This window comes from Marinobacter sp. LV10R520-4 (assembly GCF_002563815.1).
Lineage (GTDB): Bacteria > Pseudomonadota > Gammaproteobacteria > Pseudomonadales > Oleiphilaceae > Marinobacter.
In genome coordinates this window covers 3,798,442-3,815,432 of the sequence record NZ_PDJM01000001.1, presented here as the reverse complement: position 1 = coordinate 3,815,432, position 16,991 = coordinate 3,798,442, and the positions used below count along the sequence as shown (strand labels likewise).

At 52.1% G+C, this 16,991-nt stretch carries 16 protein-coding genes, 3 pseudogenes and 1 riboswitch; of the genes and pseudogenes, 9 read left to right on the top strand and 10 right to left on the bottom strand.

Annotated elements, in window-relative coordinates:
• Positions 1–6: 6 nt before the first annotated feature.
• Complete coding sequence (locus ATG98_RS18440) at positions 7–675, bottom strand: HupE/UreJ family protein (protein ID WP_416376605.1); 669 nt, start codon at positions 673–675, stop codon at positions 7–9.
• Positions 676–1,055: 380 nt separating this feature from the next.
• Here ATG98_RS18440 and ATG98_RS18435 point away from each other — a divergent pair, with 380 nt between their 5' ends.
• Genes ATG98_RS18435 through arsJ form a run of 3 tightly spaced genes read left to right on the top strand, consistent with a single transcriptional unit; the run spans position 1,056 to position 4,095 of the window.
• Positions 1,056–1,826, top strand: coding sequence for a metalloregulator ArsR/SmtB family transcription factor (locus ATG98_RS18435; RefSeq protein ID WP_228706204.1), 771 nt, complete (start codon positions 1,056–1,058; stop codon positions 1,824–1,826).
• Between the two features lie 29 nt (positions 1,827–1,855).
• Positions 1,856–2,860 (top strand): ArsJ-associated glyceraldehyde-3-phosphate dehydrogenase, encoded by a 1,005-nt coding sequence (locus tag ATG98_RS18430; RefSeq protein ID WP_098418469.1) that lies wholly within the window; start codon positions 1,856–1,858, stop codon positions 2,858–2,860.
• A gap of 2 nt (positions 2,861–2,862) precedes the next feature.
• Positions 2,863–4,095 carry an organoarsenical effux MFS transporter ArsJ gene (gene arsJ / locus ATG98_RS18425; protein WP_098424057.1) on the top strand — a complete coding sequence of 411 codons (1,233 nt, stop codon included), beginning with the start codon at positions 2,863–2,865 and terminating at the stop codon, positions 4,093–4,095.
• Positions 4,096–4,209: 114 nt separating this feature from the next.
• On the opposite strand, the pseudogene ATG98_RS18420 reads toward arsJ, so the two are convergent.
• Positions 4,210–5,222: pseudogene (locus ATG98_RS18420) on the bottom strand (IS66 family transposase).
• Between the two features lie 292 nt (positions 5,223–5,514).
• On the opposite strand from ATG98_RS18420, the gene ATG98_RS18415 reads away from it, so the two are divergent.
• The 3 genes and pseudogenes from ATG98_RS18415 to ATG98_RS22555 all read left to right on the top strand — a co-directional run.
• Entirely contained in the window at positions 5,515–5,862 is a 348-nt protein-coding gene (locus ATG98_RS18415; protein ID WP_098418467.1) for a copper resistance CopC family protein, read from the top strand.
• A gap of 40 nt (positions 5,863–5,902) precedes the next feature.
• Complete coding sequence (locus ATG98_RS18410; RefSeq protein WP_228706203.1) at positions 5,903–6,508, top strand: hypothetical protein; 606 nt, start codon at positions 5,903–5,905, stop codon at positions 6,506–6,508.
• A gap of 15 nt (positions 6,509–6,523) precedes the next feature.
• Positions 6,524–6,805, top strand: a pseudogene (locus ATG98_RS22555) (CopD family protein); the annotation flags it as partial.
• A 273-nt stretch (positions 6,806–7,078) separates the two neighbouring features.
• On the opposite strand, the gene ATG98_RS18405 reads toward ATG98_RS22555, so the two are convergent.
• The gene (locus tag ATG98_RS18405; RefSeq protein ID WP_098418466.1) at positions 7,079–7,651 is read right to left on the bottom strand and encodes a TetR/AcrR family transcriptional regulator; all 573 of its coding nucleotides are present in this window, start codon (positions 7,649–7,651) and stop codon (positions 7,079–7,081) included.
• A 138-nt stretch (positions 7,652–7,789) separates the two neighbouring features.
• Between ATG98_RS18405 and ATG98_RS18400 the strand changes: the two genes are divergently transcribed.
• Positions 7,790–8,884, top strand: a complete 1,095-nt coding sequence (locus tag ATG98_RS18400) for a saccharopine dehydrogenase (RefSeq protein ID WP_098418465.1) — start codon at positions 7,790–7,792, stop codon at positions 8,882–8,884.
• A gap of 127 nt (positions 8,885–9,011) precedes the next feature.
• On the opposite strand, the gene ATG98_RS18395 is transcribed toward ATG98_RS18400, so the two are convergent.
• Genes ATG98_RS18395 through ATG98_RS18385 form a run of 3 tightly spaced genes read right to left on the bottom strand, consistent with a single transcriptional unit; the run spans position 9,012 to position 10,860 of the window.
• Complete coding sequence (locus ATG98_RS18395; RefSeq protein ID WP_098418464.1) at positions 9,012–9,701, bottom strand: hypothetical protein; 690 nt, start codon at positions 9,699–9,701, stop codon at positions 9,012–9,014.
• A 15-nt stretch (positions 9,702–9,716) separates the two neighbouring features.
• Positions 9,717–10,451: a HupE/UreJ family protein gene (locus ATG98_RS18390; RefSeq protein WP_179888212.1), complete on the bottom strand. Its 735-nt coding sequence runs from the start codon at positions 10,449–10,451 to the stop codon at positions 9,717–9,719.
• A gap of 46 nt (positions 10,452–10,497) precedes the next feature.
• Positions 10,498–10,860, bottom strand: coding sequence for a hypothetical protein (locus ATG98_RS18385; protein ID WP_098418463.1), 363 nt, complete (start codon positions 10,858–10,860; stop codon positions 10,498–10,500).
• Between the two features lie 81 nt (positions 10,861–10,941).
• Here ATG98_RS18385 and ATG98_RS18380 point away from each other — a divergent pair, with 81 nt between their 5' ends.
• Positions 10,942–11,220, top strand: a complete 279-nt coding sequence (locus ATG98_RS18380) for a metal-sensing transcriptional repressor (RefSeq protein WP_098418462.1) — start codon at positions 10,942–10,944, stop codon at positions 11,218–11,220.
• 234 nt (positions 11,221–11,454) lie between these two features.
• Positions 11,455–11,619: riboswitch (yybP-ykoY riboswitch) on the top strand.
• 11 nt (positions 11,620–11,630) lie between these two features.
• Positions 11,631–12,188: a manganese efflux pump MntP family protein gene (locus ATG98_RS18375; RefSeq protein WP_098418461.1), complete on the top strand. Its 558-nt coding sequence runs from the start codon at positions 11,631–11,633 to the stop codon at positions 12,186–12,188.
• Positions 12,189–12,232: 44 nt separating this feature from the next.
• On the opposite strand, the gene dmeF is transcribed toward ATG98_RS18375, so the two are convergent.
• From dmeF to ATG98_RS18355, 4 genes and pseudogenes are all read right to left on the bottom strand, one after another.
• Positions 12,233–13,177 carry a CDF family Co(II)/Ni(II) efflux transporter DmeF gene (dmeF, locus tag ATG98_RS18370; RefSeq protein ID WP_098418460.1) on the bottom strand — a complete coding sequence of 315 codons (945 nt, stop codon included), beginning with the start codon at positions 13,175–13,177 and terminating at the stop codon, positions 12,233–12,235.
• A 142-nt stretch (positions 13,178–13,319) separates the two neighbouring features.
• Positions 13,320–13,598 (bottom strand): metal/formaldehyde-sensitive transcriptional repressor, encoded by a 279-nt coding sequence (locus ATG98_RS18365; protein ID WP_098418459.1) that lies wholly within the window; start codon positions 13,596–13,598, stop codon positions 13,320–13,322.
• Between the two features lie 337 nt (positions 13,599–13,935).
• A pseudogene (locus tag ATG98_RS18360) lies at positions 13,936–14,088 on the bottom strand (DUF411 domain-containing protein); the annotation flags it as partial.
• 666 nt (positions 14,089–14,754) lie between these two features.
• On the bottom strand, positions 14,755–16,944 hold the full coding sequence (locus ATG98_RS18355; RefSeq protein ID WP_098418458.1) for a TonB-dependent receptor family protein: 2,190 nt from the start codon (positions 16,942–16,944) through the stop codon (positions 14,755–14,757).
• Between the last annotated feature and the right edge of the window lie 47 nt (positions 16,945–16,991).

The window sequence follows — 16,991 nt, the reverse complement described above, 5'->3', positions numbered from 1 at the left end:
ATCTCCTCAGGAAACGGTATACAGGCCAGTCAGCTGATAACCCATCAACATGAACCCGGCACTCATTAACAGGACGTTGGCGGCGAACGCCTGACGAGGAAAGACGTCGGATCTGCGCCAGAAATTCATGGCGATCAGAATGACGCTTAACGCCATTAGCTGGCCGATCTCGACGCCGACGTTAAACGCAAGGATATTTGCCACCAGGCCATCGTCGGATAACGTGAAGTCCTGGAGCTTTGTCGCCAGACCGAAGCCGTGGAAGAACCCGAAGATGAGAACCGCCGCTTTGGTGTTGGGTTGAAAGCCAAACCAGCGCCGAAATGCCCCCAGGTTATCCATAGCCTTGTAGATCACGGAGAAACCGATAATGGCATCGACCATGTAGGCGTTGACGTTGGTTTCACTGAGCACGCCATACAGGAGAGTGACACTATGGCCCACGGCAAACAGGGGCACATAGATGCCCACACCCTTCATGCGGTACAGGAAGAAAATGACCCCCGCCAGGAACAGGAGATGGTCATAACCGATCACCATGTGCTTGGCGCCCAGGTAGATAGATGAGGGGTGAAAACGCCCGTGATCTTCAGCAAATTCGATCAGAGACAGACTCTGTGACGCCTGATGAGCATTTTGGTCCGAGGCCCACCCACCACGAAAAGAATCAACAATGATAGCACTGTGACTATCAAAGTGGCCCTGCCGACGGCGGATTGAGTTTGGCCTAGAAACACGGAGTTTCTCATCAGTTGCTGGATTGGCGATCGGAGATTATCCAACTCTTGTAGCAAGCATTGCAAAGATATGTTCTTGCTACAGGAGAACGCGCAAAAGGGCTGGTGTCACGCTTTCGTCATTCTGCAGTTCTCCACCCAAGTGCCCACAACGAGCGCCTGACGTTGTCTGAAGCACTGCATTCAAGTATTTGTCGACGTTCCAGTTCTGTCTTAAGAATTACCAGTCGTAGTCTTCCAACCGTCACAATGCTGTTATATTCTCTAAATCGTATATACCATTATTATTATATAAGAATTGAAGTGAGGGCTCATGCCATGCCGGAGATCCGACGCCGAGTACTCTTTGTGTGCACCGCTAACAGTGCACGCTCACTCATGGCCGAAGCCCTTTTGAAGCACTTGGCGGGCGATCAGTTTGAGGTGGCAAGCGCCGGCACTGAGCCGTCGAAGCCGCATCCTCTCGCGCTTCAGTGCATTGACGAAGCCGGCCTTGATAGCACCACCGCGCGTAGCAAATCGGTCGCGTCGGTTGGCGATGTGCATTGGGACTACGTTATCACCCTCTGTGACAAAGCGTCGCGTGAATGCCAGCCCATCGCATCCTTCGGTCAGATGATTGCCTGGGATTTCCCGGATCCAGTCCCTAAAAATCGCCATGCGACGTTTGCTCTGGTTATGAAAGAGCTCAAGGATCGTATTAGCCTGTTTGTTCTGGTCCATCAAAAAACCGTCCATCGTTCGATTCACTACCCGCCGGCAGGTGTTTTCAAAGCATTGGGCGACGAGAATCGTCTGGCCTCTATGCTATTGATCCTGCAACAGGAAGAGCTTTGTGTTTGCGAGCTGACAGAGGCACTCGATGTCTCGCAACCGCGGATCAGCCGGTACCTAGGGCAACTCCGTGATTTGGCACTGGTGCAGGGTGAGCGCCGGGGGCAGTGGATCTACTATCGGCTGCATCCCGCCTTGCCCGACTGGGTGCTGACGGCTCTGACCGCCGCGCTTGACGAAAATGTCGCATTGTTGGAACCCATGGCCAAACGACTATTGAGCATGCCGAATCGACCGGCCCAAGCCATTTTTTAACCATTCTCAATCATTCAGGAGCTTCGAATATGAGCACATTAAAAGTGGGCATCAACGGGTTTGGTCGCATCGGTCGGCTGGCGCTGCGTGCGGCGTTTGACTGGCCGGATATGGCGTTTGTGGCGATCAACGACCCCGGTGCCAATGCTGAAGGTCTAGCCCATTTACTCAACTTTGACAGTGTTCACGGCCGCTGGCAGCACAACGCCACGGCTGAGGGCCAATGCCTTAGAGTTGGCAATCACAGCATCCGCGTTACCGCCAATAAAACCATTGCTGAAACGGATTGGTCTGATTGCGATGTAGTGATCGAAGCCAGTGGCAAGATGAAAACCGTCGAGGTCTTGAACGGCTATCTTGAGCAAGGCGTCAAGCGTGTCGTAGTCACGGCGCCGGTAAAAGAAGCCGGGGCACTCAATATCGTCATGGGCGTCAACGACGACCAGTTTGACCCAGCCCTGCACCGGATCGTAACGGCCGCATCCTGCACAACCAATTGCCTGGCACCGGTGGTTAAGGTGATCCACGAGAAACTCGGTATTCGACATGGCTCGATCACAACGATTCACAGCCTGACCAATACTCAAACGATCCTGGATGCACCCCACAAGGACCCTCGTCGCGCGCGGGCCTGTGGCAGCTCCCTGATTCCCACAACCACCGGATCGGCGACCGCCATTATCGAGATTTTTCCGGAGCTCAAAGGTCGGCTCGACGGCCATGCAGTGCGGGTCCCGCTGACCAATGCCTCCCTGACGGATTGTGTCTTTGAAGTCGAAACGCCGACTGACCGGGATACGGTGAATGCACTGCTCAAAGAGGCGGCGGACGGCCCACTGGCTGGCATTTTGGGCTATGAAGAACGGCCATTGGTATCCATTGACTACAAAACTGACCCGCGGTCATCAATCGTTGACGCGCTGTCGACCCTGGTTGTAAACGGCAGCCAGGTGAAAATCTATGCCTGGTATGACAATGAATGGGGCTATGCGAACCGGACGGTGGACCTGGTCCGCAAGGTCGGGGCGGCCTGAACATGAGCCCGGCCATCCGCCAGTACCTGATTATCACCGGCAACTACTGGGCCTTTACCCTGACCGATGGGGCTCTGCGCATGCTGGTGGTGCTGCACTTTTTCCAGCTGGGGTATTCGCCGCTGGAGATTGCCCTGCTATTCATTTTTTATGAGATCTTTGGGGTGATCACCAATCTGGTGGGCGGTTACCTGGGGGCCCACATGGGCCTTAACCGCACCATGAATATCGGCCTTTTTTTGCAGATTCTGGCCCTCGGAATGCTAGCCGTTCCCGCCGCCATGCTGTCGGTACCCTGGGTTATGGGCGCGCAGGCGCTGTCGGGGATTGCCAAAGACCTCAACAAGATGTCGGCCAAGAGCGGTATCAAGCTGCTGGTGCCGGGCTCGGAACAAGCTAGGCTCTACAAGTGGGTGGCCTTGTTAACCGGTTCCAAGAATACCCTCAAAGGAGTGGGGTTCTTTCTGGGCGGCGCGTTATTGATGGTCTCTGGCTTTCGCGGTGCGGTGCTTATCATGGGTGTAGCTCTGTTAATTGTCTGGCTGGCCAGCCTGGTGTTGCTCACTCAGGAACTGGGCAAGAGCACCGCCAAACCCAAATTCAGCGACATAATGTCAAAAAGTCGGGCGATTAACGTCTTATCGCTGGCCCGAATGTTCCTGTTTGGGGCGCGGGATGTCTGGTTTGTAGTGGCGCTGCCGGTTTACTTGCATACCGTCTTTGGCTGGGACTTCTGGCGGGTGGGCGGTTTTATGGCCATTTGGGTGATTGGCTATGGTGCGGTGCAAGCAGTCGCGCCACGCCTCACTCACCGCAAAGCGAAGACGATGCCGGGACGAGGTGTCGCTGTCTTGTGGGCTGCGCTGTTAACCGGTATTCCCGCCATCATCGCTGTGGGGTTGGGTACCGACCTGCCTGCCCCAGCTGTGGTGGTTGGCGGACTGCTGCTGTTTGGTGTCGTGTTTGCGGTTAACTCGTCCCTGCACAGCTACTTGATCGTCAGCTTGGCGAGGGCCGATGGAGTGTCTCTCGACGTTGGCTTTTATTACATGTCCAATGCCATGGGGCGACTGATTGGCACGCTGCTCTCTGGCTGGGTTTATCAGGCCTTTGGGCTGGAGGCGTGTTTATGGGTGTCATCGGTGTTTTTGCTCATTGCGACGGTGTCAGTGGCTCAGTTTCCCGTGAATCAAAAACCTGACGATAAGATTGGCGCTTATTTAAAATCCGGATGAGGAAGGGCGTCGTACCTAAACGCGTTTCAGCGCTGACAGGCCCCTAGCACGAGCCGCGCTGATGACTGATGCGCATGATGAACAGCCTTCCAATTAACCCTTTTTTGTAACTATTCAGCTGGTTTGATTTAAAACGGTCGTATCAGTACCCGCACCCACCGCCATGAACGGCGGTACACTCCCCTCGAACAAATGCATCAGGGCTTTCGAGGCAGACACGTTCTGCTTACGCGCCGTCGACAGATAACTGCGCACGCGACAGAAGATCTCGGCTCCTTCAAAGGATCGAAAACAACCCGATATTTTTTGCTGCACTTTGAACATACGGATGTCCCGCTCACCTTGGTTGTTGGTAAACGGACCCTCTAGATTGTCGAGGAAGCGTAGCACATCCGCTTCGTAGGCGATCAGCCGCTCCAGCAGGTTGCGTGCCCGCGTGCGTTTGAGCCGCCCGCGTTTGCCTTGGCGTTGGCTTTCATCCGGCGGCGGGCACTCTTTTTGCGCGTTTGTCAGGCAGCGTCGGTACACCTTGCGCCACCGCTGCGCTTTGTTCGGTGGCAGGCAGCCGCCGGCGTCGTCGACGCTGTCGGTCATGATGTTCAGTAGAGTTTGCATCCGTTGAGCCCACACCTGTTTATCCTGCTCCCAGGCGCGCTGAAGTTCTCGCAGGTGGTGCGCATTGCACAGAGAGTGCAAGCATGAATAACGGTAATACGGCTTCCAGTGATCGTGACAGAGCACACCGTTGAAGCGCGGCAGGATGCCGATCGCATTCATCGCCTGCTGACCTCGTTGTGCATGGGGCGCAAGCCAGGTTAGTCGGTCATTCGATGCGCCGTGCAGCCAGTGACGTTTACCACCGGTTGCAACGTCTTCCCAACGCGGCCGGGCTGCCCGCCTGGCTTACGCCCGCTCTTCAAACGGTTCTGTCTGGGGCGGTTCGGATCCTGAGACGGCGGCTTACTGCTGTTGGCACTGTGGGTGTTAATCCGCCCACTCAGTATCTGGACCAGCACAATCAGCAACTCGATGGCCGTCCGCATGGAAGGCGCGACGGTTGTGTCTGCTTGGAGTTGTTGTCTGACGTTTGCCAGCGCAGCGTCGACATCAATGTTACTGATCTTCATGGGTCTGAGTACCGTCGAGTGATGCCTTATTATCGCACGACTTTTTCAGGTCGAATTTTTCGTCCTGAGCGCGGATTTGAGCGACTTTTTCAAGGCCACTGCGCCCAGGGGATGAGCGACAGCACAAGACTGCACCGAGAGGATGGTGGAGGTTCTGCGCACGACTTTATGGCCTCGCACTGAGTGCGGCCAAAGTTCTCGGAATTGAAGTCAAAACCCTGTTAAGAACTTTTTTAGAAAATTTGAGCTGAATAGTTACAATTTTTTAAACTAAAATGAAAGGTGAATTGTGATGAAAAAGATCCAAACATTAGTAACCATTGTAGCTTTAGCAGCATCGTCCTCAGTCCTTGCACATGCAACGATGGAAGGCACATTTCCGCAGGATGGAGCAATGGTGATGGAGCCAACCAGGCATGTCGAAGTGAATTTCGACATGCCTATGAAATTGATTAATCTAAAGGTGATCGGTGCCGATGGAACACCTGTTGCCGTCGACTATGAACGCGCTAAAGAAGCAGGCACACATTTCAAGGGGATGACACCCGTATTGGTGCCCGGCAACTACACCGTGCACTGGAAAGCGGTGGGCGATGATGGCCACATGATGGATGGAACGTTTGGCTTTATGCAGCACTAATAGCGGATATATTCGTTAACTCGGGCCAACGGTGTTTAAGATGGGACTGGAACTAACCTCCTGGGAATTCTCGACCCTGATAACCCGTTGGCTTTTGTATGCCGGTGTGGCCGGGTCTGTTGGCGGGATTTGCAGCCTCTATCTTTTAAAAGCGCACAGAGGACTGCAAGGCGCTTTGCTGAAATACGCGCTCTTTGCGGTTTTATTGGCTATTACCAGTGCTTTCGGGCACTTTTTTGTACGAGTGGGCGCTGTCCTTGAGGAGGGCGTTTCTGGCATGTTTGAGCCAGATATCGTTTCGATTATATGGAACTCTGCGGTTGGAGAGGCGCTACTGCTAAGGGTTCTCGGGCTGTTTCTGCTGCTGGTTGCGCTGGTTTTTTTGTGGCGCAAAAGAAAATTGACCGCTACCTGGGTTGAACCGGGTGCGGGGGTCGCATGGCTGGGGTTTTTTGGGCTACTACTCACGGCAACCTCGTATACCGAGGCCGGTCATGCGGTTTCACAGTCGTGGATTTTTCAACTTGTGCTTGTGGTACATCTATCGTTAACAGCTTGGTGGATGGGTACCTTGTATCCTTTATGGTTAGCGTGCCACCGTTTGGCTTCTGCTGAAGCACATGCGGTGCTGCATCGCTTTGGATAGTTTGCGGTTGTTGCTGTTTTATTAGTGGTTTTGGCAGGTCTATTTTTATCTTACCAACTGACGGCCTGGAACAATCTTTTTACAAGCAGTTATGGTTTGTTTTTGATCACTAAACTGATCTTGGTTCTACTGCTGCTAGGGCTGGCAGCCTTACACAAATTCGTTCTTGTACCGCAGTTGTTATCTTCGCAAGATGCTAGTCGGTTAAAAATATCGCTTCTTATCGAAAAATTTATCGGTGCCGGAATATATTCCATCACGACAGTGCTGACGACACTCGTGGGTCCGATGATGTAATTTTTAATCCAAGTGTCTTGGTCGTGCCCGACCGAGCCTATCGGTGATTTGCAGCCCAGTTGGCCAACCACAGCGCCGTCCTCATTGAGGCATGGTGGTGTTCATCCGGCTTCCTGCTTGAACTCCGGCGTAAAAAATCGGTGTTTTCTGATCATTAGACACCTCGCTTATGGCGGAAATATTACCGCCTACGTTGGTGTCCGGAGTCATTGAACCACTATAAATTATTTTCTATGTAGGAAAGCCTCAGTTTATTCAGATTATTTTTCATACCTAAGCCTTCAATGAAAGGCAATAATAAAGTACAAGTCCTAATTGTTCTGATAACTTTACATTTGAAATTTTAATATTTGATGACGTGATGCAGTAGCCTTCAATAAAGGGCAATAAAATAGCAATCGCATTATTCAATTGTTGACTCTGACAGTTTTCGGGAGCAGCTTGTTTTAATGCTTCAAAAAGCATTGCGTGCAGCTTTTTGTAATATTCATCTACCGCTTTTTTTACTCCGCTATTACGCTCCGCTATTACCCATATTTCTTTAAATACGATGATACAATCGATGTTATCAATGTAATTTAAAATGAGTGAAGATAACAATCCTAATTTCTTTTCTGAGTCGTGATTATCGGAAACCGAAAGCAATTGCATCGACTCAGCATAGTCTAATAAAAAGCCTTCAAGCAAAGCCTCTAAAAGCAGCTCTTTAGTTTTAAAATAATACTGCACATTGCTCAGTCTCATGTCGGCTGTCTCTGCGACTTTTCTCATCGTCAGGCCCTGATTACCTGACTCTTTCAAAATAGTCATGGCGCAATTCAATACGTGTTCAATTTTTGGACTCATGCATTTCTCGGCTAATGACTTTTTCTCCAGACTTTTAATATATATCGGTTGATTCTTTAGGTCAAGTGACCTATATTCGCTTTAGGTCAATCGACCTAATTGGTAAAGTGGTGATAAATTAACTTAGGAAAATAAATTATGAGCAAGCTTAAAGATGAAAAATCGATACTAATCGTTGGTGGCTATGGCATTGTCGGTACGCAGATTGCGTCGATACTGAGACAGCGACATCCAAAAATGCCCTTAATAATTGCGGGACGTGATTTCAAGAAAGGAAAAGAGTTTGCAGAAACCCTCGGTCATGCTGAGGGTATTGCAATGGATGTAACACAGGTTAATCAGATATCACCTTTAAACGGTAGATTAGCGGCGGTAGTTACTGCAACCAATGATCCCAATAATTATATTTTGTTAGATACTATTAATAATAATATTCCTTACGTTGATATAACTCGTTGGACCACGCGGCTTAAAGAAGCAATTATCCGCATTTCGGGTGAAAAAGTTACTCAGTCAACCATATTTTCTTCTGCATGGATGGCTGGTACAGCTGCTCTATTGGCAAAAAAAGTGTCCGAACAATTTTCAATTATAGATACGATAGATATCGATATACTTTTCTCACTAAAAGATAAAGCTGGTCCAAATTCAATTGAATATGTCGATCAAATAGGTACACCGTATGATGTTTTTGATGGTGGAATTATTAGAACTGTCAAGCCAATGACTGAACCGAAGCATGTAGATTTTAACAGCGGCTTTAGCGCTAAGACCTACCGCTTTGATACTCCTGACCAACTGACGCTACCGATGGGCTCAAAAGCAAATAGTGTCTCAGCGCGCATTGCATACGATGATAAATACACTGTCGGTTTATTATCCTTCATGGTTCGATCTGGACTTTGGCGTATTATTAATAGACCTATGTTCAAAAAAATTAGACACTCATTACTCTATAATCCTGGCGAAGGCGGTCCGCACGAAGTTCTTGTGACTGTTGTAGGCAAGGGTTCTGATGGCTTGGATAAAACTGTTCGCGCTAGTTTGTTGGATGATAAAGGACAGACTCACTTAACAGCTTTAGGTTGTGTTATTCAAGTCGAACGAGCTTTAAATATTGGAAGTAAAACAGAGGCTTATCATGGAATAACCTTTCCAGAACACCACGAAGATATTGATATCGCGCTCGCTACACTTCAAGAACATGGTGTAAAAATTTCAATCGAAAGTTAAATCACAGAATATTTAACTTTCGATGAGTCACGTGCAGAGCGATTAAGGGAGCACCTAAGCTCTCTTCGATACGGCAGTGACGGCTACTTTTTCAGCTACTCAGATGACGGGATAGTCATTGCTACTTTTACATCGCCCTTTTCAGCTCACCGTAGTCGCCATCGGTGCGAAGCATCAGTGTGATGTCATTATCGTTGCGATTGCGGAAGAACCAACCGTGGTTGCCGCTAAACGCAGCTTTCAGTTCGCCTTCGTCCTCAGGGACATCCCGGCCTTTTTCGTAGGAAATGGACTGGCCACCGCCATCACCGTGGGTGTCGAAGTTGACAGGGCCGCCTTCAGATACCCAGGCGAATCGGGCGACGGCTCCTTCCTGCATAGTGAGCTTGAACTCTGTGCCTTCACCCGGGGTGAGGACAACACGGACCTCGTCTTGCCATTCGGGTTCGGCGGCCATTGGCGGGGCAGGTTGCTTCACTTTTGGCGCGACCTCAGGCTCAACTTCAACTTTAACAACTGCGGCTGTCTCGAAAACAGGCTCAACGGGTTCTGAAGCAGCCTCGTTGATGGAGGGTTGCACCGCCACCATCTGCGCGGCCTCGTCGGCGGCTGCTTCTTCCACGAGTTGTGCCTTGATTTCACCCATCTCCGTCAAACCTAGCAGGCGACCAGCGCCTGTGGGGTCCAGAGCGTACTCGGAGGGCATCACCACGGTTACCAGCAGAACCAGCGCTACGATGGCGGCGATGATGGTGGACCGAATCAGCTGCGCGGAGCTGGGTAGTTCACTACGTAGGGGCATATCGGTGTTGTACATAAAAAATCTCCAGAATTAAGCGACAAAATAGCCGGTGAGCTGATAACCGATGAGCAGGAAGCCGGCGCTCATCATGGCCACGTTGGCGGTATAGGCATGACGAAAAAAACCATCGGTTTTACGCCAGTAGCTCATGACGATGAGAATCATCGCCAGAGCTAAAAGCTGGCCGATTTCCACACCCACATTGAACGCGAGCAGATTCGGTATCAGCCCATCCGGAGAGATGTCGTACTCAATGATTTTCGTGGACAGACCAAAGCCGTGGAAGAAGCCGAAGATCAAGGTGGCGGCCTTGGTGTTGGGTTGGAAGCCGAACCAGCGCTGATACGCGCCCACGTTATCCAGTGCCTTGTACACCACCGACAGCCCGATGATGGCGTCAATGATGTAGCTGTTGATGCCGACGTTGAAGTACACGCCCAACAGCATGGTGGTGGAATGCCCCAGCGCAAACAGGCTTACGTAGATTGCGATGTGCTGCATGCGGTAAAGGAAGAAGATGACCCCCAGAAGGAACAACAGGTGGTCATAACCGGTGACCATGTGTTTGGCCCCGAGATAGATGAACGCAATGAGGTTTACCCCGGATATTTCCTGGATGTACCCCTTGTCTCCCTGGGCAATGGCATGGGCCAGCACCTCGGCGCTCATTCCGAGCAAACCCAGTGTCAGGAATACCCAGATAAGACGGCGACCGCCGGCGGCTGTGCGCGCACGCCAATGGCCGTCAAACAAAGTTGACAACATAACGACTCCAATTAATTTCGTTTAAAAAGCTGCGGTGCAGCGAGGCTTAAACAATCAGAGAGGTTTTTGGCGGGCGTTCGAGCCGATAACGAAAGCTGCGGGGAGAATCTCCGGCGTAGGGAATAGGCAACCGGAGTGAGATTGAATAGCCAGTGATGAGGCGGGGCGTCAGGCGATCCGCGGATTCGTGGCTGTGATTGCCCGCGTCGTGATGCAGGTGACTGTCTGACTTTTCGTCAAAATCGTCGTGGCTGTGTGAATGATTATCGTGACCCTCTGACACAAACGCACTTAACTCTGCAATACCGTGAGATGACGCCTCACCAGCGGCCGAGAGGGACATGCCAGCCAGCGCAAGCAGCAGGGCAAGAAGTGGAATCAATTTTTTACGGTGGGTGGCCGCAACCATAGGTGTCCGTTCTTTAGTCAGGCTGTTGGATTAATTCGGTGAGAGAGGATAGCATCCCCCCCAGGGGGATAGGAATTAAATATGGCGAATGATCAAATGCACCACTCGCATCCGCAGATCGTCAAGCGCCTGAAGCGGGCTCAAGGTCATCTGGGCGGCGTGATAGAGATGATTGAGACAGGGCGATCCTGCCTGGAACTGGCGCAGCAGCTTCATGCTGTGGAAAAAGCCATTCAACAGGCAAAGCGGGTGTTGGTACAGGACCACATCGAGCACTGCCTGGACGATGCGATTGGCCCACTGGAACCGGAACAACAAAGCAGTGTTGATGAGTTCAAAGCCATTGCCCGTTATCTTTGAACGTTGTTGGGTCATGCTTGTTCCTGGTTTTTCCGTTCCTTCTATCCCGGCTTGGCTTCTTGGGGGCTCTTGCGGCAAGTGCCATTATCGCTGTGGTGTGTTTTAGCGTTCTCGCTGTCGTCATGAAGCGATTTGGCATTATTTTGTTATAACCATAAAGCTTTAGGTAATTCTGCGGTCGCGGAAGCATATTCATCTCCCTCCGACTTGATTTACAAGTTGGTTGTGTTAGATTTGGCGCTCTTTGGGGAGTAGCCTGCTTCCGGTTTTCGGAAGAGTTCGTGTCAACATACCTGGCCAAATGCCATGGTGCGAACACCTCTCGGTTGGCGAGACCATCGATATATCCATGCCTGGTGGTCGGGCGTGTGGATATGTCGTGGACTCAACGCCCGGCCGGAGAACATCGAATGAACCCCATAGCCCTTCTTTTGTTGGCTCTTTCAATGTCTACTGACGCGTTTGCAGTAGCCATATGCAAGGGCGCAAGCCTTAAAAATCCCCGGTTCTCCGAAGCGTTAAGAATGGGCCTCATTTTTGGATTAATAGAGGCCATCACTCCCCTTATCGGTTGGTTAATCGGTAATATCGCCGCGTCTTATGTGGATGTTTGGGGTCACTGGATAGCGTTCGCGTTATTGGTGGCTCTTGGCTTACACATGCTCTATGAAGGCCTGAATCCATGTAGAGAAGAGATAGAAAAACCCTCCAGACATTCTTTTCTTAAGATTGCTTTGACCGCATTTGGCACCAGTATTGATGCGATGGCAGTGGGTGCAAGCCTGGCATTTGTAGAGGTGAACATATTTCTGGCCGCTGGGCTCATTGGCTTGGCCACAACGGTAATGGTTACGTTAGGCGTCATGTTGGGACGAGTCGTGGGTTCACTGTTCGGCCAGAAGGCTGAAATTATGGGCGGTCTGACACTGATTGCCGTTGGTGCATGGATCTTGTCAGGCAATCTTTAACTGGCAGCCATTGATCTATCCGACGTCCTGGGGTGACAACGCCGTTAGGAATGCGATGGGCAGGTTTCGACTTCCACTGTCACATGTACGAGCGACGAGTGGCCGGTTTGGATTCGGTCACGGTAATGGCCGGGAGACTGCGGACAATGGGCAACGATCGCGACAATCGCGGCGTACAGATTGGGTCCAATCGACCAGACATGGAGATCACTCACACGCGTATCGTCACATTCCACCGTACGTTTGATGTCCTGCACGATACTTGTCTGCTGTTCGTCGAGCAATACACTCGCAGTGGTCTGCAGTAGGCCCCAGGACCAGCGGGTGATAAGTATGGCTCCAACAATGCCCATAACCGGGTCCATCCAATTCCATCCCGCATATTTGCCGGCAAGCAGGGCTATAATGGCGAGGAGAGAGGTGAGCGCGTCGGCCAGCACGTGGAAATAGGCCGCCTGGCGATTATGATCGTGATGGCTGTGGTGATGGTGGCTGCGTGATTCATCTTCCTGATGGGCGTGGCTGTGATCATGATCGTCGCCGAGAATCCAGGCCGATACGCCATTTACGATCAAACCTATAACCGCAACAAAAATAGCTCCGTTGAACGAAATGACAACCGGATTCATAAAACGGTCGACGCTTTCAATCACCATAAAAAGTGCGAATCCAGCTAAAAGTATGGCACCGGTGAATCCTCCCAGTGCATTAACCTTGCCGGTACCAAAACTGAAACGGGCGTTAGTGGCGTTCTTCCTGGCGTACGCGTATGCGAACGCAGCGATGCCCAGCGCCGTCGCATGTGAGCCCATGTGCAGGCCGTCGGCAAGCAGTGCCATGGAGCCATAGGCCAAGCCGGCTGCAATTTCCCAGACCATCATCACCAGAGTCAGTCCGACGACGATTAATGTGCGCTTTTCACCAGACCGTTTCTGGTCTTGCCCAAAAGCGTGGTCATGGTGCCATTTTGAACTATCTTTTTCATGCATATGCCCGCGTCCTGATAATAGCTTTGGTTGAGTAAGGCTCCACAGCGCCTGACCATCATTTTGATTAAACCGTCGTTCGACCTACCGTCTGCAGTGTTTCGAGCAGCGCCGAATAGCCGACATTTTTTATTGGCGGACGCGTTTACTTGAGGTAGGTGCGAATGACGTCCATCAGTTCATTGGCACCCTGATTGCGCTCGGCGTCGCTTGTGATATCCGGATTGGCGACATGCATTTGCATATGGTCTTCCATGACTTCGGCCATAAGACCATTTGTGGCACCGCGGACGGCGGCGATCTGATGTAACACCTCAGCGCAGCCTTTATCTGTATCAAGGGCTCGTTCCAACGCTTCAACCTGGCCGCGTATACGGCGCACACGGCCCAGCAACTTGGATTTGTTATGTGTGATGTGGCTCATGGGCAACCAGTCAAAATTATAGGGTAGGGGGGTATAGTATAATATGCGACGGAAAAGAGCTATGAGCTGTATGTGGGCAATGAAACGATGAACGACAGTTCGACGGAGGACGCACTGATTTCCCGATGCCAAGCTAACTATCAGCTGACCTCTTCGCCCAGGCCGTATGACGCCGACAAGGTTGAGCTCCTTATACAGAGAGCAAAGGCTCAGCCAAAAAGTTTTATGCAGGTTCCAGAATCAGCAATGACTCCGCCGATGCGCACGGGCAGATAGCCGGGCACCAGGGCGGGGTACGAGGAGAGAAAAGAGGTGCCAAGCGGCAAAGTTCGGCGTATCAGAACTCGTAACGCTTCACGCTTTCAGTTTGACCGGTGGCGGTGAAAGCCAGCACGTCGTAGCTGTCCTGCCGGCCAGTTTCCATGCCGGGAGTGCCATGGGGCATTCCCGGAACGGAAATTCCGATTGTCTTGTCACCAAACGGGTGAGTTGCCCTGATGCTGATGTGGCATCAAGAATTGAGTCTCTGGGCAATTGCTGGCCACCTGAGTCGACACCCAGCACCTTCCAGTCGCGAGGCCACCGGTGGTACTGGTTTTGCCGGCACGTCATTCTCTTTTGGTATGTTTAGCGGAGCTGAAACACGACCGGCGATTGAAAGCAGAACGTCTCACGGGACATGTAACGTGGCGCCCCGAAAGATTTCGATCGCAGCTACAACGCCATTCTGGAAAACCCAGGGCTTTCCTTTCAGCTTCCGTGCAGGGCACGGTGGTTCCGGCACCCGCCGAGCAATTAAGAATATTACCAAGAGATTGCGTTGGAGATTAGTACGGGGCCCTCTTATCTACAGGGGAGATTTCCAAGCAGAATTTTAGTGACGAGTATCACGAGCTTGGCCTGTCGATCACAGCCAACCTGGAGGCCGGAATAGTTTGGAGCGTTTTGACGCCAGCACTGGAATGAGTATCTCATCGTCGGTATTGGTTGTGACTCCCGAGCTTCTCAATGGCGAGGCGGCGATTGAATGCAGGAAGCCAAAAGATGACGTCAAAGAAAGAAGTGCTTAACGGTTTAAAAAAAGACCCGGTCAATGACCGGGTCGACGGATTGCTGAGTTAACCCGCCAGAGGACGGAATTTGTCACCTTGAGACATCAGAAATCGACGCTGATACCCACATAGGCCGTGCGAGGCAGGTTGGGTCTGGCGCCATGGGGGCTGCGGGAAACGATTTCCTGGTCATCGAGGACGTTATCGATCTTGGCATAGACCCGGGTGGATGAGTTCAGGGCGTAGCTGCTGGAGAGGTCCACCACGGTGTAGTCGTCGGTTTTACGGAATGTGTTATCAGTGCCTGAGCGGTCACAGCTGTTGTCGATGCAGGTTTCGTCAACATACGAGATATTGACGTAGGCATCCCAGAGGTTGCCATCGCGCAGGCCTGCACGCACAGATACGACATTTTCGGGCAAGTCTGCCAGGTTGTCGCCCTTGCGCACGCTACCATCGTCGCTGTTTTTGGTGACTTCGGCATTGGTGTAGGTCCACGTGGCCTGCACCGGCGCAGTCAGACCGTTGGCGAGTGTGAACTCAGAGGCGGCCAGCAACTCGATACCCTGAATCTTCGATTCTCCTTCGCTGACTGTCCCGGAATCAATGATCTGATTGCCGGCGCTGCAGGGATTGGCAATGGAGCAGTTTCTCACGGTATTTTCATAATCGCTGTAGAACACGATGGCTTCGGCACGCAAGCCACCATCGTTATATCGTGCGCCAGCCTCGAAGTTGGTGCTCAACTCCGGCTCCACGTTAGTGCCGCCTGAGCCGGCCGGCGCCATGCCGCGGTGCACGCCACCGATCAGGGTAACCGTTGGGCTCAGGCGGTAGGTTGCGCCAAGGCCGGGCAGCACTTCGCTGGTGTCGTTGCTGGCAGTTTCTGTTTCACTGGCCGACGTGCGCTCCGAGGTGCTCCAGCGGGTCTGCGAGGTTTCAATATCCTCATAGCGCAGCAGGGCGGTTACGGCCAGGTCGGGGGTAATGGCGATCCGGTCTGCCAAAAACAGGTTAAGGGCTTCGGCCTCGTCGATGCGGTTATCACCGCCGGTGGGTGCGATCTGTTCAACAAACTCGAAGGCCGGGCGGCCGTTGTTGATGACCTGCTCATAGCGATCCTTGGGCTGGAAGCGATCCGCTTCATCCTCGTGCACGCGGGCACCAATGGTAATGTCGTGGCGCATACCCGCCAGTGTGAGGCCATAGTCGGCTTTCACTTCGATACCCTGGGACAGGTATTCCCGTGCGCCGTTGGTCAGCGTGAATGGGCCAACGGGCTCGGTACCCTGAAGCTGGCTGTAGGCAGTCTGGTCGCCATTGTTGGCGGCTTCAATCAGGTTGTTGAAGTTGCCTTTGTACCAGTTGCGCTTGAACTCGTTGCGGTAGAGCGTGGTGGTCAGTGACAGGTCTTCAGTCAGTTCCACCAGATGCCTGGCGGAGTAGCCCTTGTGGCGGTTGTCCATGTTGTCGAGCTGGGACAGGAAATAACGCTTGTTCGGGTCACGCCTGAAGTCGTCGTCGGTTAGTCCAAGGTAGGTTTCGTTGCTCAGCTCCTCACTGTACTGGAATTTCAGATCGAGCTGGTGATAAACGTCAGCGGAGGCGTCGGAATTAAAGCGCGCCTTGGCAACGTAGTCCTGCTTTTCGAAACCGGTATCACGGCTGGATTGCTGAAGCTCCTTGAAGCCGTTTGTTTCGTCCTGGAAGGTTTCGATCACGAATCCGGCGTTGTCGGTGCTGTTTCCGTACCAGCTGTGAATGCGTTTGCCTGCATTTTCCGAGATTTCGGTCGTTACATTACCAGCTTCCGATGAGGGAATGGGTGTTGAGCGCAGGTTAATGGCTCCACCCACCGTATAGGGGCCGTAACGCAGCAGGTCTGGCCCTTTCAGAACCTCGATTCCGTTCATTCTGCCGAACGTTGGTGAGTAGTAAGCCGCTGGCGCCGAATAGGGTGCCGGAGCGATCATCACGTTATCTTCCATCAGTGTGATTTTGGAAGAGCGGCCGGAGCCTGAGCCACGAATGCCGATGTTCGGGCGCAGGCCGTAGCCATCCTCTTCTTTCAGGTAAACCCCTGGCACCTCTCGCACGGCTTTGTGAATGTCCGTGTACTTCATGGTTTCCAGGTCTTCGCTGGTAACCACATGGGCGGAGCCGGGCAGGGCGGATGCGGATGCATCATCGCCGATGATGACCAGTTCGTTAAGGCTGTGCTCCTGGGCCATGGTCGGCATAGAGGCGGAAAGGATCGCCAGAGCCAGAAGGTTTCGGGAAAAAGGCGTAGACATGTTGCTCTCCTGTTACAACGGGTTAAAATCAGGGAGGCAACTATACA

Excerpts from the sequence above, each read along its gene's own strand:
- ATG98_RS18410 (WP_228706203.1), top strand. The coding sequence starts at position 5,903 with ATGGGACTGGAACTAACCTCCTGGGAATTCTCGACCCTGATAACCCGT.
- dmeF (WP_098418460.1), bottom strand. The coding sequence starts at position 13,177 with ATGCATGAAAAAGATAGTTCAAAATGGCACCATGACCACGCTTTTGGG.
- ATG98_RS18385 (WP_098418463.1), bottom strand. The coding sequence starts at position 10,860 with ATGGTTGCGGCCACCCACCGTAAAAAATTGATTCCACTTCTTGCCCTG.
- ATG98_RS18375 (WP_098418461.1), top strand. The coding sequence starts at position 11,631 with ATGAACCCCATAGCCCTTCTTTTGTTGGCTCTTTCAATGTCTACTGAC.
- arsJ (WP_098424057.1), top strand. The coding sequence starts at position 2,863 with ATGAGCCCGGCCATCCGCCAGTACCTGATTATCACCGGCAACTACTGG.
- ATG98_RS18400 (WP_098418465.1), top strand. The coding sequence starts at position 7,790 with ATGAGCAAGCTTAAAGATGAAAAATCGATACTAATCGTTGGTGGCTAT.
- ATG98_RS18395 (WP_098418464.1), bottom strand. The coding sequence starts at position 9,701 with ATGTACAACACCGATATGCCCCTACGTAGTGAACTACCCAGCTCCGCG.
- ATG98_RS18380 (WP_098418462.1), top strand. The coding sequence starts at position 10,942 with ATGGCGAATGATCAAATGCACCACTCGCATCCGCAGATCGTCAAGCGC.
- ATG98_RS18405 (WP_098418466.1), bottom strand. The coding sequence starts at position 7,651 with ATGAGTCCAAAAATTGAACACGTATTGAATTGCGCCATGACTATTTTG.
- ATG98_RS18435 (WP_228706204.1), top strand. The coding sequence starts at position 1,056 with ATGCCGGAGATCCGACGCCGAGTACTCTTTGTGTGCACCGCTAACAGT.
- ATG98_RS18390 (WP_179888212.1), bottom strand. The coding sequence starts at position 10,451 with ATGTTGTCAACTTTGTTTGACGGCCATTGGCGTGCGCGCACAGCCGCC.
- ATG98_RS18430 (WP_098418469.1), top strand. The coding sequence starts at position 1,856 with ATGAGCACATTAAAAGTGGGCATCAACGGGTTTGGTCGCATCGGTCGG.
- ATG98_RS18415 (WP_098418467.1), top strand. The coding sequence starts at position 5,515 with ATGAAAAAGATCCAAACATTAGTAACCATTGTAGCTTTAGCAGCATCG.
- ATG98_RS18365 (WP_098418459.1), bottom strand. The coding sequence starts at position 13,598 with ATGAGCCACATCACACATAACAAATCCAAGTTGCTGGGCCGTGTGCGC.
- ATG98_RS18355 (WP_098418458.1), bottom strand. The coding sequence starts at position 16,944 with ATGTCTACGCCTTTTTCCCGAAACCTTCTGGCTCTGGCGATCCTTTCC.